We start from the raw sequence: 25,453 nt of genomic DNA on the forward strand, positions 1-25,453 counted from the left end.
ATATCTGAAATTTATTCATTTGTACATTAATTTCTATTGAACCGCCGTGTACCGAACGGTACGCACGGTGGTGTGAGAGGACGCTGAATAAAATAATTATTCAGCTCCTACTCGATTATTTTTTAGAGCTTAGTGCTTCTTTGTGAAGTCATTAACTTATGAAATATATTTATTTATCGGAACTTTGATATTCGCAGTTTTTATTTATATAGTCTGTTTAGTGCGCTAAAGACTGCCTTGACAGAGGCAAGGGTAATATTGCTGCTGACCCCAACTCCAAAGGTGTCTTTGCCATTATCATTTCTTTTTAAGTGAATATAGGCTGCAGCATTAGCTTCTGAACCATTTCCTAAAGAGTGTTCTGAATAATCTAAAATAGTAGTATCTACCAAGGAAGAAAGAGCATTTTTTAAGGAGTTAATAGGACCATTACCTATGCCTGTCAGCTCTAGTCTTTGGTCATTATAAGTTAGGATTAAATCAACCTTTGTGTCAGCATTATCCTTCTCATTAAGATGAGAAGTCTTGAAGTTTATTAATTTAAATTTTCCTTCCTTTTCAAGATATTCTTCCTTAAATTTATCCATAATAGTCTGTGGAGCAATTTCTCCAAGCTTTTCTGAAATCTTTTGAATTACATCTGCAAATTCCTTATGCATAGCCTTAGGCATTTTAAAGCCAAAATACTTATCCATAACAAAGGCAACGCCACCTTTACCAGATTGACTATTTATTCTGACTAAGGCTTCATATTCCCTTCCTATGTCTTTAGGATCTATTAATAAATATGGAACTTCCCAATATTTATTTTTTCTTTCATGATATTTAGCCATTCCTTTATTGATAGCATCCTGATGGGAACCAGAGAAGGCTGTAAATACTAACTCTCCAGCATAAGGGTGCCTTATATGAACTGGAATTTTGCAGCATCTTTCATAAACTTCAATTATTTTATCAATATTTTCTAAATTTAGTTCAGGATTAACACCTTGGGAAAACATATTATAAGCAACATTTAATATATCTAAGTTACCTGTTCTTTCCCCATTTCCAAATAAGGTACCCTCAATTCTGTCAGCTCCTGCTAAAAGGGCAAGTTCTGCTGAAGCAGTGGCAGTTCCCCTGTCATTATGAGGATGAATACTTAATATAATTCTTTCCCTATCCTTAAAGTGCCTTGACATCCATTCAACTTGATCTGCAAATACATTTGGTGTATCCATTTCGACGGTAGAAGGAAGGTTTATTATAACTTTTTTGTTCTTTGATGCACCCCAAGCATCACATACGGCCTCACAAACCTCTAATGCATAATCAACTTCTGTGCCAGTAAAGCTTTCTGGTGAATATTCAAGGATTATTTCTCCAGGAAAATCATCTGCATATTGCTTTACTAAATTTGTTCCATTAATAGCAATTTGCTTAATTTCCTCCTTATTCATATTAAATACAACATCCCTCTGCAGAACAGAAGTAGAGTTATATATATGGAAAATTACCTTCTTTACCCCTTTTAAAGCCTCCATAGTTCTCTCTATAAGGTGCGGCCTGCACTGACAAAGAACCTGGATAGTAACATCTTCAGGAATTAAGTTATTATCTACCAAAGTCCTTAAAAAATCAAATTCAATTTGTGATGCAGAAGGGAAACCCACTTCAATTTCCTTAAAGCCAAGTTCCACTAAAAGCTTGAACATTTCAAGTTTTTCTTCAATTGTCATTGGATTTACAAGAGCTTGGTTTCCATCCCTTAAGTCTACTGAACACCAAATTGGTGCCTTCTTGATGGTTTTGTTTGGCCAAGTCCTTTCCTTATAGCATATTGTTTCAAATCTCTTATACTTTTTGTAATTTAACATTTGAATAGCCCCCCAATTTTATTTTTTTATATATTATTAAGTCTTAATTAGTTATTAAGACTTAATTGCCCCCAGAGTTATAATAAAAAAGCGCCTAAATAGATCCGAGATTGGAGCTATTTAAGCGGTACCATCCAACATTATACTTAATTATGATAACGGCAAAATATTTTACCGAAAAGACTTCTAATCTTTCTGCTCATGAGCAAGTTCGAAAGTGAACATTTGTGGGCTCTCACCATTTCCCACTCTCTGTGAAACTTCTTCCAATCTACTACTCTCAATCGACGCTTTAGTATATTAAATTGAAAATATATTAGCATCTAAGAAATTTTTTGTCAATATTGATTATTATATTTTTTGTGACTTGTTGACATAATATGGTACTATTAGTAAAATTAGTTTGTATATATTTGGTTAAAATAAAGAAAAATGAGGTGTAAATATGAAGAAAAGAAAGCTAGTAATAGGATCAATATTAATTGCTGCAATTAATATTGTTATTTCTGGATGTACCAGTTTAAATAGCAAAGAGACAAAAATGAAACTATTATCAATTCCTTCAAAGGAAAAAGTATTTATTAATGGGACTATTGTACCAATGGAAAAGGAAGAAATATATCTAGATCCTACAAAAGGAGCAGTTGAGATCTTATCAGTAGAAAATGGACAAACAGTAAAGAAGGGGGATACCTTATTTACATATAAAAATGAACAAATAACTGATCAAATTGCTCAACTAAATCTTCAGCTTGAAGCTGCCAAAAAGGAGAGGCAAGAATTATTAGCTCAAAAGGAAGAATTAAAAAAACAAGAAGAATTATTAAAGAAACAGGCTCAAGAACAAGAAAAAAAAGCTTCACAGGAAGAACTTAACCTTTTAGTACAGCAATCAGATACTAAATTTCAAACTGAAAATTTAGCTTCAACTCAAATATCAACAACTGCTGTAGATAATCAAATTAGCCTTTATGAAAAGCAGATAGCTTCCTTAAGTGAAAAGGAATATTATACTGTAACTTCCCCTATAGATGGAAGAATAATATTAAGTGATAATGAGAAGGACGCTACCCAGCCTTATATAATCATAGAATCAGATACACTATATATAAAAGGCAGCGTAAGTGAGAAAGATTATTTGAAGATTAAAGCAGAACAATCAGTAGAAGCAACAATATTATCAAGTGGAGATATTGTTAAAGGTAAAATTGCTTCTTTAGGAGATAGACCAATAAGTAATGCTATTCCAGCTGCATCCCAATTAAATTCAACAGCAGCATCTGATTTATCTTATTATGAAGTGAAAATTAATTTAGATTCTCAAGAAAAATTAATTAATGGATTTCATGTTCAAGCAGTTGTGGAGTTAACAGACAGTCCTATAGAAATACCTAAAAGTTCCCTTATTAATGAAGAAGGTAAAACTTATGTCTATAAAGTAGAGGACAACCTGCTAGTTAAACAAGAAATTAACTATACAGAAGCTGAGGGGGATAAAGTTATTGTTAATAGCGGGTTAGTGGAAGAAGATCAAATAGTAGAACTTCCTACTGAAGAAATGAAAGAAGGTATGCCTGTTGAGTAATGTTATAGAGTTAAAAGATATTAATAAGTACTATAAATTAAAAAATGATAAACTTCATGCCTTAAAATCTATAAATTTAGAAATAGAACAGGGAGATTTTTTAGTAATAATGGGTAAGTCAGGAAGCGGGAAAACAACCTTATTAAATCTTCTTGGATTACTTGATAGTTTTGATAGTGGACAATATATATTTAATGGTAAGGACGTAACTAATTTTAATGAAAATGAAAGATCAGAGCTTAGAAATAATTATATGGGCTTTATATTTCAACAATTTCACTTAATTGAATCTTTAACGATTGCACAAAATGTAGAACTTCCATTGTTATATAAGGGTAAAGTAGCTGTTAAGGAAAGAAAAGAGGCTGTAGAAAAATATTTAGATTTAGTTGGATTATTAGAAAAGAAAAATCAATTTCCAACAGAATTATCCGGGGGGCAGCAGCAGCGTATTGCTATTGCCAGAGCTTTAATAAATAATCCTTATGTAATATTTGCAGATGAGCCAACAGGTGCATTGGATAGTAATACAAGTGCAGAAATTATGGAAATACTTAAAAATTTAAATAAGGATAATAAAACTATAATTATGGTAACTCATGATAAAGATTTAGTAAGTTATGCTAATAAGGTAATCCAAATTAAAGATGGGGTTGCCACAAAGGAGATGTAGTATGTCAGTAGCTAATTTAATAAAAACAGCAATTTCTAGTTTAAAATCTCATAAGCTGAGAACCTTTTTAACTATGATTGGAATAATTATAGGAATAAGTTCTGTCGTTACAATATTATCTATTGGAAATGGATTAAAGAGAGAAGTGGTTCAGTCTTCAGAAGATACAAGCGCAAATAAAATAAATGTTTATTTTCAACCAGATAATCTAGGAGCAGATTATAGTTTAATAGAGTCCTTCACTAAGTCAGACTTAAATTCAATTACAAGAATTGAAGGAGTGCAGAAGGTGGAAGCGGCACAAGGAAGTATTGCAGGAATGAGTATTGTTATGAGTGATATTTCCTACTTTGATAAGCAGACTATGGTAATTTTAGATACTTATGAAGGTAAAAGCCTAAATATTCTTCATGGAAGAGTAATGACTGAAGCGGAAGATAATAGAAGGCTTATAGTACTCGACTATAATACAGCTAAGACTATGTTCGAAAATCCAGAGGAAGCCCTTGGTAAAGGTGTTAATTTAAAAGGAACTTATTATGAAGTAGTTGGAGTTTTAGCTGAAGCAGGAATGTTTTCATTAACAGGCTCTTATTCTTATGTATCAGAAGCATCTAAAGAAGGCATGGGGACAGAAGAAGTTATTTCAGCAATAGATGTTTATATTAATCCAGACATGGATAAAGAAGCCGTTTTTGAAGAAGTAAAGACTGAATTAGAAAAAAATCACCCAAATATACAAGGTGAATATGCGCTTCAAGATCCACAGGCAATTACTAAGGTTTTTGAAAAAATAATAGGAGGCCTTACAGCTTTTATAGCCCTTATTACAGGTATTTCACTATTTGTTGGCGGTATTGGAGTAATGAATATTATGTATGTTTCAGTTTCTGAAAGAAAAAGAGAAATTGGAATAAGAAGGGCTATAGGGGCAAAACCAAAGAGCATATTGTTACAATTTCTATTTGAAGCAATTATTATTACAGGAATAGGGGGACTATTGGGAATATTATCTGGTTATTTATTCTCAAAAGTAGTAGGAATATTTATTCCTTTTGAGCCTGTATTAACCCTTGGAAGCTTCTTAGGCTCTACTTTTACTTCTGTAATTGTTGGAATAGTATTTGGTATAATACCTGCATCAAAGGCCTCTAAGATGGATCCAATAAAGGCAATATACTTATAAGATTGCAGCGAAATCTTATAATTTATAATTGTCCATTGAAAACTACTAGGCTAAGAGTTTATTTATAACTCTAAGGCTTAGTAGTTTTTTATTAAGTATTTTATAAGCTAAATCTATAAGCAGTAAAATTAGTTTTAATATGAAAATTATAAACATATTATTAATTAGTTATCATTTAAAAATATTTTAGTGAAAGGCGCAGTAGAATGAAGAATATTAATATAAGAAATATTTTTAAGAGTAAGAAGGCAGAAAATATATTAATTATAATAGGAATTATTTTCTTACTATACTTACTTATTTCAATATATTTTACTAGTCATTTCTTTTTTAATACTGTAGTAAATGGAGTAGATTTATCTTTAAAATCCTATAAGGAGACAGACAAAATAATAAATAATTATATTAAAGATTATAAGCTCACCCTTATAGAAAGAAATAAAGAAATAGAGGAAATAAGAGGGCAAGATATAGAAATGAACTATAAGAAAAATAATAGCATTCCAGAGATTTATAATAAGCAAAATGCCTTTAAATGGATCAGCTCCTTAATAACTAAGGAAGAATATTATTTAGAGGACTTATTCTTTTACAATGAAGAGAGCTTGGAGAATAAGATAAATGTTTTAAACTGCTTAAATAAGGAGATTATTGAGCCTCAAAATGTAAGTTTTAAATATTCAAATGGACTTTATGAAACAGTTAAGGAGGTTTATGGAAATAAGATAAATAAGGAAAAGCTAGAAAAGCTTATAAGGGAGAGCCTTTTAAAGGGAGAAAGGGAATTAGATTTAGAAGAAAAGTTTTGCTATGAAAATCCTAAATATACTTTATCCTCAGAGAAAACTACTGAAACCAAGGACATATTAAATAAGTATGTTTCAACAAATATTAAATATTTATTTGGAAGTAAAAGTGAAGTTTTAGATGGAAATACAATAAACAAATGGCTTATAGTAGATGAAGATTTAAATGTAATAATAGATGAGAAAGCTGTAAATGGATATGTAAGAGCTTTAGCTCAAAAATATAATACCGTTGGAAAGGCAAGAAAGATAAAAACATCTACAGGTAAAACAATTGAAGTTAAGGGTGGATTTTATGGTTGGAGAATTGATTTAGAAAAAGAAATTGAAGCTCTAATAGAAAACATAAAAAATGGAGATATTCTTGAGAAAGAGCCTATATATGCTCAAACAGCAATATCTAGGGAAGAGGACGATATAGGTGATAGCTATGTAGAAATAAATATAACAAAGCAGCATTTATGGTTTTATAAGGAGGGAAAATTAATAGCTCATGGCTCTGTAGTAACAGGTAATCCAACTAGAGGTTTTGGAACACCTGTTGGAATTTACATGATTAATTATAAGGAAATGGGCTCAACTTTAAGAGGACCAGGCTATGAAGCTAATGTAAGCTATTGGATGCCTTTTAATGGGAATATAGGAATACATGATGCAAGCTGGAGATATTCCTTTGGGGGAGAAATATATAAGACTAATGGCAGTCATGGCTGTGTTAATTCCCCTAAATATTTGGCAAAAAAGATTTATGAAAACATTGAAGAAGGTACTCCTGTTATTTGCTATGAAGAAGAGTAGTGAAATTTTTCGTATAAAAATTTTATTTTATCTAGCTTTTATATTTGTATTAAAAAAACATATCAAAAATTGCTTAATAGAAATATTATGAATTAGTAAGTAATTATTAAGGGCAAAAAAGATGTACACTAAGGGAGACTTTCATATTCATTCTACAGAGTCAGATGGGGAACTAAAGCCGGGAGAATTAGTTTTATTAGCAAAGGAAAGAAGGGTAGACATAATTGCTTTAACTGACCATGATACTATAAATGGGAATAAACAGGCGGTTAAAGTTGGAGAAATCTTTGGAGTTAAAGTAATACCTGGGATAGAGTTATCTACAAGATATAAGGGAAATAAGGTTCACATTCTAGGTTATTTTACTGATGATAATTATACAAATGATGAATTAAAAATGATTTTATCAAATTTGCGAAAAAAGAAGTTTAAGGCTTGCCAGCAGCATTTTAAGGGGCAATTAAGTTTTAAGTCAGAAGGGGGTAAAATAAGCACAGCAGCAGGAATAGAACTGCTTCATTATTTTAATGCTAAGGTTGTTTTAGCTCATCCAACCCGTCTTAAAAGGGAAGTTTTTGAAAATGTAATAAATTTAAATTTTGATGGGATAGAAGCAAGATATTATAGAAATAAGCCTGGGGAGGAAGAGTACTTTATAAATATAGCAAAGGAAAAAAATATAGTATATACAGCAGGTTCTGATTTTCATAGACTTTCAAAGGAAGATTTAAAACATGGAACCTTAGGACAAATATATTTAGAAGATGAGGAAATAGAAGATTTTTTAAAGATATTAATCTAAAATTAAGAAAAGCTAAAAGGCCAATGCTTAAAGCATTGGCCATCTTTGATTTCTAAATTAATATCCAAAATACCGGTACTCTGATTTTGATCCCTATCTCTCGATAGGTGGGTGTTCTCACAGATGCTTCAATCAGTTTCAATGCCGCAAAGGGGACTCACATGAAATTACATTTCCACACCTAAATATTGAACTCCCGTAGCACATGTGTAGGTTCAAAATAAGAGCTTAACGAGTATTCCAGACTTTAAATTAATTTTTTTGAAACAAGTTCTTGTTTCTTGTTGTGAGAATATAATAACATCACTAAAAATAAATTGCAAGGGATTTTGTAATGGAAATTTAAACATAAAGATGCAAAGTTTTTATTTTTAATAACAAAATGAATGATAAAGGCTGCTCTATCTAATACTAATAATAAGAAAAATATAAAAATCTAAGGATGTGAAAAGAATGAAAATAAAGGAGATAGACAAAAGATATAAATTTATAATTTTTCTATTTATAATTAGTTTAATTAGTTTTTTAGTAATATTTTTCTATAATAAAGAAGAAAATAAGTTAACTGTTACAGCAGAAAATGATTATAGTACAAACCTGAAAAGGGAGAATTTATTATCAAGGAAGATAGTTCAATTTATATTGCAGGAAATAGCGAGGAAGAAACAGAGGAAATTTCAAAAATTGCTGAATATTTTAAAGGAAAAATAATGCCAGCCACAGGCTTTGATCTTCCTATTATAAAATTACAAGAGGCTCCAGAGGGAAGCATATATCTGACAACTATAGGCGGAACTGAAGATATGGGAAATGAAGGTTATCAAATAATAATTAGTCCGGAAAATATAAAAATTACAGCCTATAAGCCAGAAGGTTTGTTTAGGGCTATTCAGACTTTAAGGCAAATGCTGCCTCCAGATATAGAAAAAGATACATTAGTTTCCAATATTAAATGGAGTATAGCCTCTTCAAGAATTGAAGATAAACCTGAATATGAATATAGGGACTTAATGACTGATTATGAAAAGACTTATGAATTTATTGAAGATATAATTAAAGAACTTTCAGCAATATCACCATCAAAATATATTCATATAGGTGGAGATGAAGCAGAAGCAACGCCTAAGGAAGGGTATGATTATTTTGTAGGACGAGTTGCAAAGATAGTTCAAAAGTATGGCAAAATTCCAATAGGCTGGGATCCAATAGATACATCTCCTGAAATAGATTCCTCAGTTATATTGCAAAATTGGAGAGATACTAATGCTGCAGCTAGGGAAAAAAGAATGAAAATAATAATTTCAATTGCTGGAAAGAGCTATCTAGATATGAAGTATGATGAAAATTCTTCTTACGGCTTAGATTGGGCTGGACTTATTCCTATAGAAACATCCTACAGCTGGGATTTAACTGATTATGCCCCTAAGGAATTAATTTTAGGTATAGAGGCTCCCCTATGGACAGAAACAATTGAGGATGGAATAGCTATGGATTATATGATATATCCAAGATTGCTAAGCTATGCAGAAATAGGCTGGACTCCTAAAGAAGTTAGAAATTGGACTGAGTATAAAATAAGATTAGAAAAACAAAAGGAAAGATTGGCAAATCAACAAATAAATTATTATAATGAATAATATTATAATTTTTATATGGGGGATATTATGAATAGAATTAAGATATATCAAGTGGATGCTTTTACTGATGAAGTATTTAAAGGAAATCCAGCCGGAGTTTGTATTCTAGAAGAGGAGCTTAATGAGGAATTAATGAAAAAAATTAATTTATAACATTAACTCCTCTAATGTGGTAAGATATATATAGGTGTAAAAATACAGTCAAGAGGGGGAAAATAAATGATAAAACTTATAGCATCAGATATGGATGGGACTTTATTAAATAATGCCCATGACATAGATAAAGAAACAGTCGAAGCAATTAGAAAGGCAGAAGAAGCCGGAATAACCTTTGCCATATCTACAGGAAGAGAATATGACAGTGTTAAAGATATATTAGAGAAGCATAATATAAAAGCTCAATGTATCTTATCAAATGGTGCAGAGTATAGGGATGAAGATGGAAATATTCTTGATGTTATTAATATAAATCATGAGAGAGCAAAAAAAATTATAGATATACTAAATGAATATAAATTATCAGCCCGTATATTTACAAACAAGGGAGTTTTTACAACTTCTACAAGAGAAGAAGCTCTACAGGAAGTTATTTTTAGAACCCTTAGCTTTAATAAGGGAATGACAGAAGAAGAAGCAAGAAAAATATCTGAAAAACTAGGTTTCTTTACATGCTTAAAGTACATAGATGATATTAATAAGTTCTTTGAAGAGGGTATAGAAGTAAGAAAGTTTGTTGCCTTCCATAAGGATATAGATTTTATAAATAAGGTAAAGAAAAAAATAGCAGAAGAAGTTAAGAGCTTAAATATAACTTCTTCCTTTGCAGATAATATAGAAATAACTGATGAAAATGCCCAAAAGGGAATCATCTTAGAAAAAGTTGCAACTAAGATGGGCTTAAAGAGAGAAGAAGTTATGATCCTAGGAGACAGCTTTAATGATTATTCAATGTTTGAAATTTTTGAAGAAACTGTTGCCATGAAAAATGCTATACCAGAAGTCATAGCTATAGCAAAATATGTTACAGATGCTAACGATAAATTAGGAGTTGCTAAGGCTATATATCATGTTTTGAATAACACAATGGAAGAAATGCTTAAGTAACATAGTTAAGGTAGTTAAGAGGATGATTTTCGAATAAGCGAAAAGCATCCTCTTTTTATTTCATAACTCCACACTCCCAACTCCTAACTGAACTCCAACTCCAAACTCCACACTCCTAACTTCTAACTCCCCACTCCTAACTGAGTTTCAACTCCCCACTGATCTGATTTTTGTTTTGATGTTTGTAAAATAATTTTTTTGAATTTATAATAAGAGTATAAAATATAATTACTATGTATAACTCATTTATTTATACACAATATACACTAATATTTAAAAGGCTAAGGAGAATATAAGGTGAAAACTGTAAAGGAAATTGTATACGAATTCATACAAAAGGAAAGCTATAGCAAGAATAAAAATGGCTTGGAAACTAAGAAGATTGCAGAAGCCTTAGCTTTGCAGCGTTCCAATGTAAGTTCTATATTAAATTAATTAGTAAAGGAAGGAAAACTGGTTAAGACTACAACAAGGCCAGTATATTATAAGCTTCCAGAAGAAAGCCATAAAAGCTCAGAAAAATCCTGTTTTACAGAGCTTATAGGTTATAATGGCAGCTTAAGAAATTCCATTCAGCTGGCTAAAGCTGCAATCTTATATCCTAGGTCTAGTCTAAATGTTTTGCTTGCCTCTAAGACTGGATGTGGAACAACCTACTTTGCTTCCCTAATGTTTAAATTCGCTAAGGAAAGGGGAATTTTATCTGAAGATGCTCCCTATGTAAAAATTGACTGCAGGCATTATTCTAAAAATGTTTCTATACTAAGTGAGGAACTCTTCGGTATTGAAGGTAATTTAGAAAAAAGTGCCTTTGTAAGAGCTAAGGGAGGAATGCTTTTTATAGATAATGTTGATTTGCTAGATGCCAAGCAGCAGAGCAGATTATTTGCCTTTTTAGATTCAGGAAAACTATATTCAGAGGATAAATCTCAAGAAATAGAAGCTAACGATTTATTCTTAGTATTATCCTGTTCACCTCAAAGCAGCTTACAAATCAATCGTATAATTCCAGTAACTATAGAACTGCCAGAATTAAAGGATCGACCTTTGAAGGAAAGGTTTGATCTTATAAATCACTTTTTCAAAAGGGAAGCCTCTAATTCAGATAGGTGCATAGAAGTTACAGCAGAAGCAATAAAAGCCTTGTTACTATCAGATTTTGCCTATAATGTTAAGGGCCTGGAACTTGAAATTAAAGCTGCCTGTGCCAATGCCTATGTTCGTGTAGTCAATAATAATCAACAGATTTATGTATGTATTAATGATTTTAAGTCAGAAATTAGAAAAAGCCTTTTACAGCTAAAAAGCTCTGATAATGAAATTGATATATTAATAGGCAATAGGGAAGCTATTATTTATGATAAAAATACTAGCAATGAAGAATATTATTCCCCTAATATTGTGTATGATATGTATTCTGAAATTAGAAAACAATATGAGGAATTAGTTAATTTAGGGATAAATGACAAGGGCATAGAAAATGTGATTAGAAGCCATATCCGCAATTTATTTAATAAATATCGTTATTATAAGGGATTTTATAATTCAAGTAATTTAGAGCAGCTTTCAAAAATTGTAGATAGAAGGGTTATAGATATTATTACTGACTTTCATAATTCCAGCAAAAAGAGTGGGGGAATAAATTTAAATTCAGATGTACTATACGGTCTTTGTCTTCATATTAATTCCTTATTAACTTTAAAGGTTTCCCATCAGAGAATAGATAATGATAAAGTAGTTAAAATTATAGAAGATTATCCTCAAGAATATGCAGCTGCTATGGAATTAGCAACTATGTTGAAGGCCAAGTTGAATTTGGAATTACCTGCCCATGAAATAGCCTTAATAACTATGTTCTTTGCAGAATTAGATGAAAATAATGATGAAGAGGAACATCCAGTTTTACTTTATATTATGCATGGCAATGGAATAGCCTCTTCCTTAAAAGATGTTACAAATACTTTAAGCCATTGCAATAACACATATAGCTATGATATGGCCTTGGATCTTGGAACAAATGAGGCCATGGAGGAAATTAAGGCCTTGATTAAGAAAATTGATAGGGGCAAGGGTGTTATTGTTATATATGATATGGGATCAATAAAAACAATGCTTGAAACTATTGCAGAAGAAATAGATACCAAAATAAGATGTATTAATATTCATATTACCCTAATTGGAATTGATGTTGCCAGAAAATGCTCAATGGAAAGTGATATTGACTATGTATATCATATGGCAAATCTAGAAATCAATAATATGAGAAAAAATGAAGAAAAGGGAAACAAGCTTATAATTACTCTCTGCCATACAGGAGAAGGAGGAGCAGCCCAATTAAAGCTCTATATAGATCAAAATTCAAAGCTTGGAATGAAAACAGTGGCCTTATCAATATCCTCAAGGGATGAGCTTTTAAGGGAGCTTTTAAATTTTAAGAAAAGCTATAATATTCATGCCTTTGTTGGAACCTATGATCCAAAATTATTGGGAATTCCTTTTATATCTATAAAGAAGATTTTTGAAAATCCTAAGGAAGACATAGATAGGATACTAATGTTTGAACCTCTAGGTAGTGCTTCTGTTAATTATAATGATATTTATCAATATTTAGAAGAACAGTTTAAGTATGTGTCAATATCTAAACTAAAAAATGTACTGCCTAATGTAATTGATGAATTAAGTGCTTACTTTTCCTTAAATGAGGATCAAAAGGTAGGCTTATTTATGCATTTAGCCTGCTTAATGGAAAGATTGTTGGAAGGAAAGCTTGTTGCAAATAATCCAGAAAAAAATAAAATTATTTTCTTATTTGAGGAAGACTACAATGTTATTGTTAAAATCCTAAAAGCTTTAGAAAAGACCTTTAAAGTAATAATTGATGATAATGAAATTGCAACTATTATTATGATGCTGAAGAAATTATAAAAGGGCTCTTTAAAGAGTCCCTTTATAATTTTTATGCTTTTTCATTTATAATAGAAGCAGTGGATTTAGTTTTGAGATTTTTTAATTAAATTTTAAGAGGACAATTCTGCAAGATTTTCCCTCTCTTTGATGATCTTATTTTGAATATCATATAGGGTATCAGTCATTCTGCCAAGATAAACCCCTTCGCTGAAGAATTTCATAAATTTATTATGTTTTTTACTTTCAAAGCTTTCGATATGCTGATTAAATATAATCTTTAATTTGTTATCAACTTCCTCTGTTTCATAAGAAATTCTAATAATATCATAGATAGATTTTATCTCTGCCTTGTAAAAGGAGCCTCTCTTATAATCTAAAATTGAAATGTCAATATGGGTAAGACTTTTATCGTCATACTTTCTATACTTTAATCCCCACTTAATATCCTTTACCCCTAATTTTTTATTAGTGTGCTTATAGATATCATTCAAGAGATCCCTTTCAAGAAAATCATAAAATTCCTTTTCTGTGACATTTAATACTCTTGTTAACTTCATATCTAGATTATAGCATGTCTCCTAATAAAAAATGATTTAAAAAATAAAAAATGGAAAAGTTATACTTTTGAGAAAAGAAGTTAAACACTAGCTAAAAAGCATTAAAAAGTTTATACACTAGGTTTAAAATATGTAATAGTAATGAAGTTTTTGATAAAAAAAGTGTATTTTTAGAATTATATACTATACACAAACTGTATAAAAGCAAGATTTTCATGACTTTGAGACCCTTTGACAAGGAAATTTTTATACACTAAAATAAAGTTGACCTAAGGAAAGGAAATAAATTCTAGAAAAGGGGAAATATCATATGGACGATGTAAACGATTTAATACCAATGACAATTATTGCAAATTCTGGGGATGCACGCTCCTTTGCATTTCAAGCATTGGAAGAAGCTAAAGCAGGAAATTTTGAAGCAGCAGAGGAACTTTTAGCTAAATCAGAAGCATCTGCAAGTCTTGCACATAAAGCACAAACGGAATTGTTATTTAAAGAAGCTAATGGTGAAAAACAAGATATAAATGTGCTGCTTGTTCATTCTCAAGATCATTTAATGACAAGCATGCTTGCCTATGAACTTATTAAGGAAATTATTTTACTTTATAAAAATAGATAGAATGGAGGAATTATTCATGAAAATCTTATTAGTCTGCGCTGGAGGAATGTCAACAAGTATTTTAATGAGGAAAATGGAACAATATTGGAAGGAGGCTGGTGAAGAGCTTGAAATTAAGGCAGTAGGATTAGGGGAATATCAAGATGTTTATCAAAAATATGACATTGTTTTAGTTGGACCTCAAGTATCCTATCGTATAAAAGAAATCAAGGAAAACACAAATTTACCATGTGCTGCTATTGAATCCTTTGATTATGCTGTTGCAAATTGCCCTAATATTATGAGATTAGCTAAAAGGCTTTATGCTGAAAAAAATAATTAAGGAGAGGTTTTATGGAAAAGGTATTTGAAAGTAAATTTATGATTAAGCTTCAAGAATTTGGCCAAAAGCTAGGCAGTAACAAATTCTTAGCTGCATTACAAGCTGCTATGATGTCCCTAATGGGTGTTATTATGGTTGGTGCTATTTCTCAAATTATCTGTTCATTAGGAAGCGAAACTCTATTAAACTTATTCACTTCAGACAGCAAGATCTATCAAATAATTTATCTGCCTTATCAATTTACAATGAATTCATTATCATTATGGGTTGTTGCTTTATTATCCTTCAACTATGCTAAGAACTTAAAAATGAAATCTCCAATAATGAATGCTGTTGATTCGCTAATATGTTTCCTTTTAGTTTCAGGTGCCTTAATTACTAACGAGGCTGGATTAACAGGTATCGATATGACTTATTTAGGAGCACAGGGTATGTTTATAGGCTTTATAGTTGTATTTATATCAGTTCGTATTGAAAAATTCTGTGCAGACAAAGATATCAGAATAAAGATGCCTGATGTTGTTCCTCCTTTCTTACAAGATGGTTTTGCATCAATCTTACCATTATTATTTAGTGTTATAGTTTTATTAGGAGCTTCAACATTAGTATCTAACATGACTGGCGGAGCTTATACAATAGCTTCAGGTTTCATGGCAGTATTAGGAAAGCCATTAAGTGCCTTAACATCAGTTCCAGGAATGATTATCATGTGTACTTTTGCAGGAATTTTATGGTGCTTCGGTATTCATGGTACTATGATATTAGTTCCAATTATTATGCCTTTAGGAATTCAAGCAGCAGTTGCCAATGCAGCAGCTCATGAAGCTGGACAAGCTTTAACCTTCTATCCAGTAGCCTTATTTGGAGCTATGGCAGTCTGCGGTGGTACAGGAAATACTATGACAGTTGCCTTGCTTGGATTAAGGTCAAAATCTAAGCAAATAAATGCTGTTGCAAAGATTTCTGTTGTTCCAGGCTGGTTTAATATAAATGAACCTATTACCTTTGGTATGCCTGTTATGTATAACCCAATTTTATGTATCCCATATGTTTTAAGTATTCCAGTTCTTATGTTATGTACATTAGCTGGATATAAGATTGGTTTCTTACAACCTGCATGGATAAGTATTTCAGCCCTGCTTCCAATGGGATTTGGTGCATATTTATCTACTTTAAGATGGCAAAATGCAATTTGGGATTATTTAATGTTAATACCAGCTACTCTTGTTTGGTATCCATTCTATAAGATTTATGAAAAACAATTAATAGCAAAAGAAGCTGCTGCAATAGTAGAAGAAAGCGAAAATCTTACTGTATAAATATTGAGGCACCATCTTTTTAGCTGGTGCCTTTAAAATAAATTTACTCAAATTTAGAGGGGGAGGTTAAATAAATGAAGGGTTTTCCAGAAGGATTTTTATGGGGAGGAGCAACAGCTGCTAACCAATACGAAGGTGCATGGAATGAAGGAGGAAAGGGAATTAGCACAGCTGATGTTATAACATCAGGCTCCCATACAGTTCCTCGTAGATTAACTTATAAAAATGTAAAGACTGGTGAGACAGGCTCAATATCAGCCTTTGGTCCAAATACAAAGATACCAGAGGACTGTATTCCAGCAGTAATTGAAGGAGAATACTATCCAAGCCATGTAGCAACTGATTTTTATCATAGATATAAGGAAGATATAGGCTATATGGCAGAAATGGGCTTTAAGACCTTTAGATTGAGTATAAACTGGGCACGTATCTTCCCAAATGGAGATGATGTAGAGCCAAATGAAGAAGGTTTAAAATTCTATGATGCAGTTTTTGATGAATGCTTAAAATATGGAATTGAGCCTCTTGTAACCTTATCTCACTATGAAACTCCACTTAATTTAACAATTAAATATGGTGGCTGGTCAAATAGAAAGTGCATAGATTTCTTTGAAAGATATGCAAAAACTGTATTTAAGCGTTATTCAGGCAAGGTAAAATACTGGCTAACCTTTAATGAAATTAATATTATGGAGTTTGCACCATTTATTGCAGGGGGACTAGCTGATCCATCACCACAAAACAGAGCTCAAGCAGCTCATAATCAATTTGTTGCAAGTGCTAAGGCTGTAAAGGCAGCCCATGAAATTAACCCTGAAATGAAGGTTGGACAAATGTTAGCTTACCAGCCAAGCTATGCCTACACTTGCGATCCAGATGATCAATTATTGGTAATGGAACTTTCAAAGAACACCTTATTCTATGCAGATGTTCAAACTGGAGGTAAGTATCCTGCTTATAGATTAAAGAAATATGAAAGGGAAGGAATTGTATTAGATACAGAGCCAGAGGACTTTGAGCTTCTAGAAAAATATCCAGCAGACTTTTTAAGCTTCTCCTGCTATGGATCAAGCACCTTTACAACCCATAAGGATGTTGACCAAGGCAATGGAAACTTTGTATTTGGAGTAAAGAATCCATACCTAGAAACAAATGAGTGGGGCTGGGCAACTGATAAGAACTGCCTAAGAATAGCTCTTAATACTTTATATGAACGCTATCATAAGCCTTTATGGATAGTTGAAAATGGTATAGGCTGGGATGATAAGAAGGAAGAGGACGGAAGCATTCACGATAGTTATCGTATAGATTATTTACGAAAGAATATTTCATCAATGAGGGATGCTGTTAACCTTGATGGAGTTGAGCTAATGGGTTATACAATGTGGGGCTGCATTGACCTAGTTTCAGCAGGAACAGGAGAAATGAAGAAGCGTTACGGTTTTGTTTATGTTGATAGGGATGATAAGGGGAATGGAACTTTAGAGAGAACTAAGAAGGATAGCTTCTATTGGTATAAGAAGGTTATTGCAACAAATGGGGCGGATTTGGAGTAGAGATTAGTAAATAAGGCTTATACTTATATCCTTGTTGTTTCCTATGTTCTCAATAATAAATTATTTGAATTGTGCGTAGTTTGTAAAGATAGTATTTAGAAGATAAAAAGACAGTGATTATAATAAGCACTGTCTTTTCTATTTATAGTTTATATATAAATATTCAATTTCTTAAATCTATAAATTTTGCTACAATTGTAATATATGGATAAATAATTATAGAAATGGAGAATTATGATGAATATTAGTGTTAGTGAAATTAATAAATCAATTTCAAAATATTTAAAAGCTTTAGAAGGGACAATTGAATATATAACCACAAAATATACTGGATATAAAGTATATTCAAAAATGTACGCAGAAGTTACTGAAAGAAAGGGATATTTAAGTATACTTGTTAATAAAAAATTTCTAACAGATGAAGAAGTCAATAAATTTGATATAAAAATAGTGCCGGAAAATAATAAATGGACTTTAAATGCAGAAATAAGAATTTATAGCCTAGAAAACATAAAAGAATACAAAGAATTATTGTTTAAATGTTATGAAAAAACTAAAAATTCATATAAAGAAAGTTTAAGTAATAAAATAAAAGAAGCAATTGAAAGTGATAAGGAATTTATTGATACCTATAGTAAGAAGAAAGAATTTGCATTTCAAAAATTAATTGATAAATGGAATGAGTTTAATTCAATATATATAAGTAATAATAGTCTTGATGAATTAAAATCAGATATTGAATCTTCTAGAAAATTTAACTCAAATGACTTTATAAACAAATATAAAGATAAGGAAGAAAAATATAAATTTTTAGAAATAGTATATGAAATTATAGCTTATATAGATTTTAATGCTTATAGGAAAAATGTATATAATGAATATGAAGATAATAGGACTTTAGCTTTAACCTCTATAAGACAAAATGAATGGGTTAAGAATTTAATAAATTATAAGAAGTATAAAGATTTAAATAAGGTTTCTGAAGTTGCTAGAAATGTTATAATCTATATTTTAAATCCAGAAAAAGCAATAACAGCTTTTCAAACTAATAAAATTATGAAATTTACAAATCTTTTAAGACCTAATATCTCCTTAGATAAGAATTACGAAAAACTATGTGAAATTATTTATGAAGAATTAAAGGAATATGATATAAGAGTTGAAAATGAAAAAAATAGAGGAATAATTTACGGAAGAATTATGTTCTTCAAAGATATACATAAACTTTGGGATAAGGAAAATAATTTTTTTAAAATGCAACCATTTAAGCTAGATTCACAAATTTTGAAAGAGGAAATTGAGAAAAATCTAGAGGAAAATATAATTCCTACAAAAGGCAAGAAAATTAATCTTAATTCAAGTACTAAAAATATTTTTTATGTTGCTGATGAAAATAAAATTTTATTTTTAGCTTTAATAATTTCAAAAATAAAAGAAGAAAATGGTCTTAATTATTATAAATTTATTAAATTGAAGGATAGTGATAAAAAGGTTGATTTATTACCAGCTATGAAACAGTGGGGAAGTAAATATACAAGCAGATCAATGATTAGTGTTAAAGAAGAAGAAAAATATGATTTTGAAAGGGAAGTAATCAATTATATCTTTGAGGAAGATTTAGATACATTAATTGACGAAATAAATAATATGAATATAGAAATTGGGGAAAGAAAAATTGAAGCAGTAAATGAAGATGAGGAAGTTGATGTAAATTTAATGGAAGATGGCTCAGAAGAATATGTTTTTGAAAAGGAAATAGATACTCCTTTAAATATTATTTTATATGGTCCTCCAGGAACAGGCAAAACTTATAATACTATTAATTATGCAGTAAGTATAGTTGAGAAAAAAGAAGTTGAAGAAATAATAGAGGAAAGTAAAAAGAATAGAGAGGAAGTTTTTAAGAGATATAAAAATTATATAGCAGAGAAAAGAATAGTTTTCACTACCTTTCATCAAAATTATAGTTATGAAGATTTTATTCAAGGAATTAAAGCAAATATTAATAATACAGATCAATTATCCTTTGTAAAAGAAGATGGGATTTTTAAAGATATTGTAGAAAGAGCTAAGAATGATTTAGAAAATAATTATGTATTAATTATAGATGAAATAAATAGGGGAAATATATCAAGAATATTTGGAGAATTAATAACATTAATTGAAGAAGATAAAAGGTTAGGTCAACTTAATGAGACAGTAGTAACTTTACCATCTAAGGAAGTATTTATTGTTCCTCCTAATTTATATATATTAGGAACTATGAATACTGCTGATAGGTCTATAGCTAATATAGATATAGCCTTAAGAAGAAGATTTGATTTTATACCTATGTATCCTGATTATAGTCTTATTCCAGAATTTGAAGGTATTCTAAGATCCATTAATAATTCTATTTATGAAAAGAAAAAGTCTGCAGATTATTTAATTGGCCATGCATTTTTCATGAATAAATCAAAGGAAGACATAGGAAAGATAATTAATAATAAAGTTATACCTTTATTAAATGAATATTTTTATATGAATAGAGAGGAAGTAAAAGAAATATTAATTAAATCAGGTATAAGGGTTAAGGAAAATTTAGATAATTTTCAAATTGAATATGATGGAATAGAGGAAGAATAATGAAGTTAAAGGAGTTTGGAAAATTTCAAAAGCTTAATGTCCCATCAAATAAGGAATTTAGGAAATTTTTAAATGAAAATTGGCGGAATAGGTACTATTTATATGATGATAGTAAATTATATGAGAATGAAGAAGAGATAGTTGAACAAAGATATTTAATTTTTGATGGAGACTTAGTTAAAGCTAGAAATTATGTAGGGTTTATTAGTTATAAGGGAGAAAGTATAACTATTTATCCTAAAATATTTGAAGATAATATTGAGGAAGATCAGCTTGATAGTTATCTAATTAGTAATATTCTATATTGGTTAAGTAAATGTACTAAAATTAAGTTTCCTATAATTGATACTAATATTAATTTTAATAGGTCAGATAGTATATTGGAACTGTTTATATATTTTTTTAGCAAATTAACGCTAGAGAATGTTTATAATAATCCATACAATAGTTATGAAGAAGTAGAAGAAGAATTACAATATTTAAAAGGAAGGTTAAATACTACGGAATATTTAAAAAGTAATATTGCTACTGGTAGATGGAATAATTTCAATATTATACATGAACCATATATCTATAATAATAAATTTAATAAAATTATAAAATTTGTTTCTAGGAAACTTTTGAATATAACTAAGAATTTAGATAGTAAGGAAAAGCTAAGAAAAATATTATTTATTTTAGATGAAATTGATGATGAAGTTTTTGATGAAAATGCCTGTGATAATATTACTTTAAATAGATTTAATAAGGATTATGAAATTATACTTTCTTTATGTGAAATATTTTTGAAAAATTCCTCTATAACAAGAAATAAAGATGAAAATAGAATTAATTTTTGCTTCTTATTTCCTATGGAAATTATATATGAAGATTTTTTATCTTGTTTTGTAAAAGAAAAATTAAAGAATGAATTTAAAGATATAATTAGTCAAAAAAGTAATTTATATTTAGCTGATTTATATATCAATGAAAAATATAGAAATAATATGTTTAATTTAAAGCAGGATATATTTTTAAGAGATAATAATGATAAGATTTATATTTTAGATACTAAATATAAAATTTTAAATTCCGATAGAAGTAAAAATTATGGAATAAGTCAATCAGATATGTATCAGATGTGTAGCTATGCACTGGCAGGAGGATATAATAAATTAGCATTAGTTTATCCTAAAAATAATAATAAGGAAAATATTAAGTTTGAAGTAAATAGTAAATTTCAAATAGCTCCTATTGAAATAGAAATTGTAAAAGTAAGTTTCTTATTAGATTATGAAGAATATAAGATGAATAATAATTTAAATGACTTATTTAAAGCTAATGATAATAAAATTATCTTAGAATTAAAAGAATATTTTAAAGCTAATAAATCATTATAAGATAAGGAATTTATTATGAAAAGCATAGAAGTTGTAGCAGCAATAATAAAAAAAGAAAATAAAATATTTATAACCCGCAGGGAAGGAGGAGACTTTCATAATATGTGGGAGTTTCCAGGAGGAAAGATAGAAGCTAGCGAAACAAGGGAAGAAGCCCTTATTCGTGAAATTAAAGAAGAATTAGAGCTTGATATAAAGGTTAAAGAATTTTTAACTACGATAGACTATGATTATTCAAGCTTTCATTTAATTATGCACTGCTTTATTTGTGAAGTTATAGGGGGCGAATTAAATTTAAATGTGCATAATAGTGCTAAGTGGATAAGCTTAGAGGAAGTTGATAAGGAAGTTTGGGTACCGGCGGATGTGCTGGTTGTGGAAGAGTTGAAGAAGAAGTTTAGGTAAGAAAAAGTGATAGTTACTAATAAGTAATTATCACTTTTATTTTTTATATGGAAATATGATAAAATAAAAATGGATAAATTATGTAAAACAAAAGGTTTGGGGTGAATTTATTGAAAGAAGGCTTATATGAACAGGTAATAAATACAGAGATAAAAAAGTATTTAAATGAAATAGATAATGAAAATTTTATTATAGATAAATCAAAATTAGATAAAGAAGAAGCAAAGGTAATTCTTTCTCAATATATTTCTAAGGTAATTAGAAAATCCTTAAATTATATAAGAGATAAGGAAAAAACTGACGAAGATAAATTATTAAAACAAATAGAAGCTTGCAATAAGATAATTGAAATATTAAGTAAAGTTTCAAATGAAGAAGATATAAAAAAGTATGAGATAGATAAGAATGGAGAAATACTTAGTGCTTTATATAATAAAGTTAACAATAGTAGGGCTTTTAAAAAAGGAAAAATATTAAAACCAGTTACTTCATTATCCCAAAGTTCCTTATTTACAGGATCAAGTATGGAACCTAATATGTTAGGGGAAATAAATAAGGAGATTTTAACTTGCGATTCTATTGATTTATTAGTTTCCTTTGTAAAATGGAGCGGACTTAGATGTATAATTGAAAGTCTTAGAGAAGCTACTCAAAAGGGTAAAAAACTTAGATTAATAACAACTTCTTATATGGGAGCTACAGATTTAAAGGCAATAGAAGAATTAAGTAAGCTAGCTAATACTGAAATTAAAATATCTTATGATACAGAAAGAACCAGGTTGCATGCTAAAGCTTATATGTTTAAGAGAGAGACGGGCTTTACTACAGCTTATATTGGATCATCCAATCTTTCTAATGCAGCTTTAACTTCTGGCTTAGAGTGGAATTTAAAAATAACTGAGCAAGATTCTTTTGATGTTATAAAGAAATTTGAAGCTACCTTTGAAAGCTATTGGAATGATAAAGAGTTTATATCTTACTTAGGAACTGAAGAAGATAAAGCAAGGCTTAAAAGGTCTTTAAAGAAAGAAACAGCATCTAATGATGAATTTAATTTTTCTTTTGATATAAGACCTTATTCTTATCAACAAGAAATATTAGACAAGTTAAAAGTAGAAAGAGAAATTTTTAAAAAGAATAGAAATCTTGTTATTGCTGCTACTGGAGTTGGAAAAACAGTAATATCTGCTTTTGATTACAGAAATTTTTGTTTAGAAAATAAGAAAAAGTTAAATAGATTATTATTTGTTGTTCATCGAGAAGAAATACTTAAGCAAGCAAGAGATACCTTTAGAGTTGTTATGAAAGATAATAATTTTGGTAATCTTATGGTTGGAAATAATACTCCGGAAAGTTTAGATCATTTGTTTGTTTCCATTCAAAGTTTAAATAGTAAGGACTTAACTAAGCTAACAACTGAAGATTATTATGATTTTATTATAGTAGATGAGTTTCATCATGCAGCAGCTCCATCTTATCAAAAGCTACTAAATTATTATAAGCCTAAAATTTTATTAGGTTTAACAGCTACACCAGAAAGGGCAGATAATAAAGATATATTTCAATATTTTGACGATAGAATTTCAGCAGAGATAAGATTAACAGAAGCAATTGATAGAAAATTACTTTGTCCTTTTCAATATTTTGCAGTTTCTGATTCAGTTGATTTGTCTAATTTAAAATGGCAAAGAAATGGTTATAGCATAAGTGAACTTACTAATGTTTATACCAATAATGATATAAGAGTAAAAGAGATAATACGCGCTTTAAATAAATATGTAACAGATATAGAAGAAGTAATTGGACTTGGCTTTTGCGTTAGTAAGGAACATGCTAAGTTCATGGCTCAAAGATTTAATGAAAGAGGCATACCATCTCTTGCTTTGACTGATGAAAGCAGAAAAGAGGAAAGAAATAGTGCTAAAAAAATGCTTGTTAGTGGGAAAATAAAATTTATATTTGTAGTTGATTTGTATAATGAGGGAGTTGATATCCCAGAAGTAAATACAATATTATTTTTAAGGCCTACAGAAAGTTTAACAGTATTCCTGCAGCAACTTGGAAGAGGATTAAGATTACATGAAGGAAAAGAGTGTTTAACAGTTTTAGATTTTGTTGGGCAAGCACATAAAAAATATAATTTTTTTGAAGATAAGTTTAGAGCTTTAATAGGAAAAAGTAATAGGTCAGTTAGGGAAAATATTGAAAATGGATTTTTAACTTTACCTAAAGGATGCTATATTCATTTAGAAAAGCAAGCTAAAGAATATATTTTAAGAAGTATAAAATCAATCAAAAATAATGAGAAAACTTTAATAAATAAGATAAAAGAATTTACTCAAAATACTCACTTAGAATTAACTTTAGAAAACTTTTTAAACTTTAATAAGTTATCTTTAACAGATTTTTATGGAAGGAATAAAGATAGAAGTTTTTATAGAATGTGTGTATTAGCAGGGGTTAAAGAAGATTTTAAAGAAGAACAAGAGTTAGAAATAGCTAAAAAATTCTATAAATTATTCTTTATTAATTCAAGAAGACTAATAGAATTTATAATAAGCATAATAAGAAAAAATTATATAGATAGTTTTTATCTTAATGAAGAAGAAAAACTTATGCTAAATATGATCTACTATATTTTCTATGATGATATTCCAGCAAAAGTAGGCTTAGCTTCAATTGAAGATGGAATTAATAAGTTACTTAAAAATAAGATTATGATGAAGGAAGTATGTGAAATACTAACTTATAATTATAATAATATTGAATTTGTAGATAAGAAGGTAGATTTAGGATTTCCTTGTCCTTTAGATTTGCATTGTGATTATTCAACAGAAATGATTCTAACTGCCTTTGGATATTATAATGAAGAAAGGAAACCTTCTTTTAGGGAAGGAGTTAAATATTTTGAAGATAAAAAGATTGATATATTTTTTATAACCTTAAATAAAAGTGATAAGGATTTTTCACCTTCAACTTTATATGAAGATTATGCCATTAACGAGAACTTGTTTCACTGGCAAAGTCAATCAGGAACATCAGTTGAAAGTAAAACAGGACAAAGATATATTAACCATTTAAAAAATGGTAGTAAAATAGCTTTATTTGTTAGAGAATATAAAACTAAAGAGGGATTTACATCACCTTTCACTTACTTAGGTACTTGTGAATATAGAGGTCATAGTGGCAGTAAGCCTATTAGTTTTGTTTGGGAATTGCATGAAAAAATACCAGCTAGGTTGATAAATAAAGCTAATAAATCCATAATTATATAATAAAAGAAGAAAACTTCCTTCTTTTATTTCTAGAGTTAT

The 25,453-nt window shown here is 29.5% G+C and carries 21 protein-coding genes and 1 other RNA gene; 19 read left to right on the forward strand and 3 right to left on the reverse strand.

What is annotated here, in order from left to right:
* Positions 1-200: 200 nt before the first annotated feature.
* The gene (leuA, locus tag KQI16_RS08135) at positions 201-1,859 is read right to left on the reverse strand and encodes a 2-isopropylmalate synthase (protein WP_216433469.1); all 1,659 of its coding nucleotides are present in this window, start codon (positions 1,857-1,859) and stop codon (positions 201-203) included.
* A gap of 445 nt (positions 1,860-2,304) precedes the next feature.
* Between leuA and KQI16_RS08140 the strand changes: the two genes are divergently transcribed.
* The 5 genes from KQI16_RS08140 to KQI16_RS08160 all read left to right on the forward strand — a co-directional run bounded on the left by KQI16_RS08140 (position 2,305) and on the right by KQI16_RS08160 (position 7,709).
* A complete protein-coding gene (locus KQI16_RS08140; protein ID WP_216433471.1) occupies positions 2,305-3,444 on the forward strand; it encodes an efflux RND transporter periplasmic adaptor subunit in 1,140 nt (379 codons plus the stop codon).
* Complete coding sequence (locus KQI16_RS08145) at positions 3,434-4,117, forward strand: ABC transporter ATP-binding protein (protein ID WP_236906289.1); 684 nt, start codon at positions 3,434-3,436, stop codon at positions 4,115-4,117. Before KQI16_RS08140 ends, KQI16_RS08145 begins: the two co-directional genes overlap by 11 nt.
* Before the next feature lies 1 nt (position 4,118).
* Positions 4,119-5,303 carry an ABC transporter permease gene (locus KQI16_RS08150; RefSeq protein WP_216433473.1) on the forward strand — a complete coding sequence of 395 codons (1,185 nt, stop codon included), beginning with the start codon at positions 4,119-4,121 and terminating at the stop codon, positions 5,301-5,303.
* Positions 5,304-5,509: 206 nt separating this feature from the next.
* The gene (locus KQI16_RS08155; protein ID WP_216433475.1) at positions 5,510-6,907 is read left to right on the forward strand and encodes a L,D-transpeptidase family protein; all 1,398 of its coding nucleotides are present in this window, start codon (positions 5,510-5,512) and stop codon (positions 6,905-6,907) included.
* A gap of 121 nt (positions 6,908-7,028) precedes the next feature.
* A complete protein-coding gene (locus tag KQI16_RS08160; protein WP_119866075.1) occupies positions 7,029-7,709 on the forward strand; it encodes a PHP domain-containing protein in 681 nt (226 codons plus the stop codon).
* Between the two features lie 57 nt (positions 7,710-7,766).
* Here the strand turns inward: KQI16_RS08160 and ssrS are convergent.
* A non-coding RNA gene (ssrS, locus tag KQI16_RS08165) (6S RNA) lies at positions 7,767-7,959 on the reverse strand.
* Between the two features lie 203 nt (positions 7,960-8,162).
* Here ssrS and KQI16_RS08170 point away from each other — a divergent pair.
* From KQI16_RS08170 to KQI16_RS08195, 6 genes are all read left to right on the forward strand, one after another.
* Positions 8,163-8,420 (forward strand): hypothetical protein, encoded by a 258-nt coding sequence (locus KQI16_RS08170; protein ID WP_216433477.1) that lies wholly within the window; start codon positions 8,163-8,165, stop codon positions 8,418-8,420.
* Positions 8,351-9,346: a family 20 glycosylhydrolase gene (locus KQI16_RS13245; RefSeq protein WP_330654180.1), complete on the forward strand. Its 996-nt coding sequence runs from the start codon at positions 8,351-8,353 to the stop codon at positions 9,344-9,346. Before KQI16_RS08170 ends, KQI16_RS13245 begins: the two co-directional genes overlap by 70 nt.
* A 27-nt stretch (positions 9,347-9,373) precedes the next feature.
* Positions 9,374-9,499 (forward strand): PhzF family phenazine biosynthesis protein, encoded by a 126-nt coding sequence (locus tag KQI16_RS08180; RefSeq protein ID WP_286172989.1) that lies wholly within the window; start codon positions 9,374-9,376, stop codon positions 9,497-9,499.
* A 66-nt stretch (positions 9,500-9,565) separates the two neighbouring features.
* On the forward strand, positions 9,566-10,450 hold the full coding sequence (locus KQI16_RS08185) for a Cof-type HAD-IIB family hydrolase (RefSeq protein WP_216433479.1): 885 nt from the start codon (positions 9,566-9,568) through the stop codon (positions 10,448-10,450).
* A 297-nt stretch (positions 10,451-10,747) separates the two neighbouring features.
* Positions 10,748-10,885 (forward strand): hypothetical protein, encoded by a 138-nt coding sequence (locus KQI16_RS08190; protein ID WP_216433481.1) that lies wholly within the window; start codon positions 10,748-10,750, stop codon positions 10,883-10,885.
* Positions 10,886-10,990: 105 nt separating this feature from the next.
* Positions 10,991-13,375, forward strand: coding sequence for a PRD domain-containing protein (locus KQI16_RS08195; protein WP_330654181.1), 2,385 nt, complete (start codon positions 10,991-10,993; stop codon positions 13,373-13,375).
* Between the two features lie 92 nt (positions 13,376-13,467).
* On the opposite strand, the gene KQI16_RS08200 is transcribed toward KQI16_RS08195, so the two are convergent.
* Positions 13,468-13,914: a DUF3284 domain-containing protein gene (locus tag KQI16_RS08200; protein ID WP_216433483.1), complete on the reverse strand. Its 447-nt coding sequence runs from the start codon at positions 13,912-13,914 to the stop codon at positions 13,468-13,470.
* A 310-nt stretch (positions 13,915-14,224) separates the two neighbouring features.
* Here KQI16_RS08200 and KQI16_RS08205 point away from each other — a divergent pair, with 310 nt between their 5' ends.
* From KQI16_RS08205 to KQI16_RS08240, 8 genes are all read left to right on the forward strand, one after another.
* Positions 14,225-14,533, forward strand: coding sequence for a PTS lactose/cellobiose transporter subunit IIA (locus KQI16_RS08205; protein ID WP_119866070.1), 309 nt, complete (start codon positions 14,225-14,227; stop codon positions 14,531-14,533).
* Positions 14,534-14,549: 16 nt separating this feature from the next.
* Positions 14,550-14,855, forward strand: coding sequence for a PTS sugar transporter subunit IIB (locus KQI16_RS08210; RefSeq protein ID WP_119866069.1), 306 nt, complete (start codon positions 14,550-14,552; stop codon positions 14,853-14,855).
* A gap of 11 nt (positions 14,856-14,866) precedes the next feature.
* Complete coding sequence (locus KQI16_RS08215) at positions 14,867-16,174, forward strand: PTS sugar transporter subunit IIC (RefSeq protein ID WP_216433485.1); 1,308 nt, start codon at positions 14,867-14,869, stop codon at positions 16,172-16,174.
* A gap of 74 nt (positions 16,175-16,248) precedes the next feature.
* Complete coding sequence (locus KQI16_RS08220; protein WP_216433487.1) at positions 16,249-17,730, forward strand: family 1 glycosylhydrolase; 1,482 nt, start codon at positions 16,249-16,251, stop codon at positions 17,728-17,730.
* 237 nt (positions 17,731-17,967) lie between these two features.
* Complete coding sequence (locus KQI16_RS08225) at positions 17,968-20,355, forward strand: McrB family protein (protein ID WP_216433489.1); 2,388 nt, start codon at positions 17,968-17,970, stop codon at positions 20,353-20,355.
* The gene (locus KQI16_RS08230) at positions 20,355-21,734 is read left to right on the forward strand and encodes an McrC family protein (protein ID WP_216433491.1); all 1,380 of its coding nucleotides are present in this window, start codon (positions 20,355-20,357) and stop codon (positions 21,732-21,734) included. Before KQI16_RS08225 ends, KQI16_RS08230 begins: the two co-directional genes overlap by 1 nt.
* Positions 21,735-21,749: 15 nt before the next feature.
* A complete protein-coding gene (mutT, locus tag KQI16_RS08235; RefSeq protein WP_216433493.1) occupies positions 21,750-22,139 on the forward strand; it encodes an 8-oxo-dGTP diphosphatase MutT in 390 nt (129 codons plus the stop codon).
* Positions 22,140-22,249: 110 nt separating this feature from the next.
* A complete protein-coding gene (locus KQI16_RS08240) occupies positions 22,250-25,414 on the forward strand; it encodes a DEAD/DEAH box helicase (RefSeq protein ID WP_216433495.1) in 3,165 nt (1,054 codons plus the stop codon).
* Positions 25,415-25,453: the final 39 nt, after the last annotated feature.

This window comes from Caproiciproducens sp. MSJ-32, from assembly GCF_018918055.1.
GTDB lineage: Bacteria > Bacillota > Clostridia > Clostridiales > Clostridiaceae > Clostridium.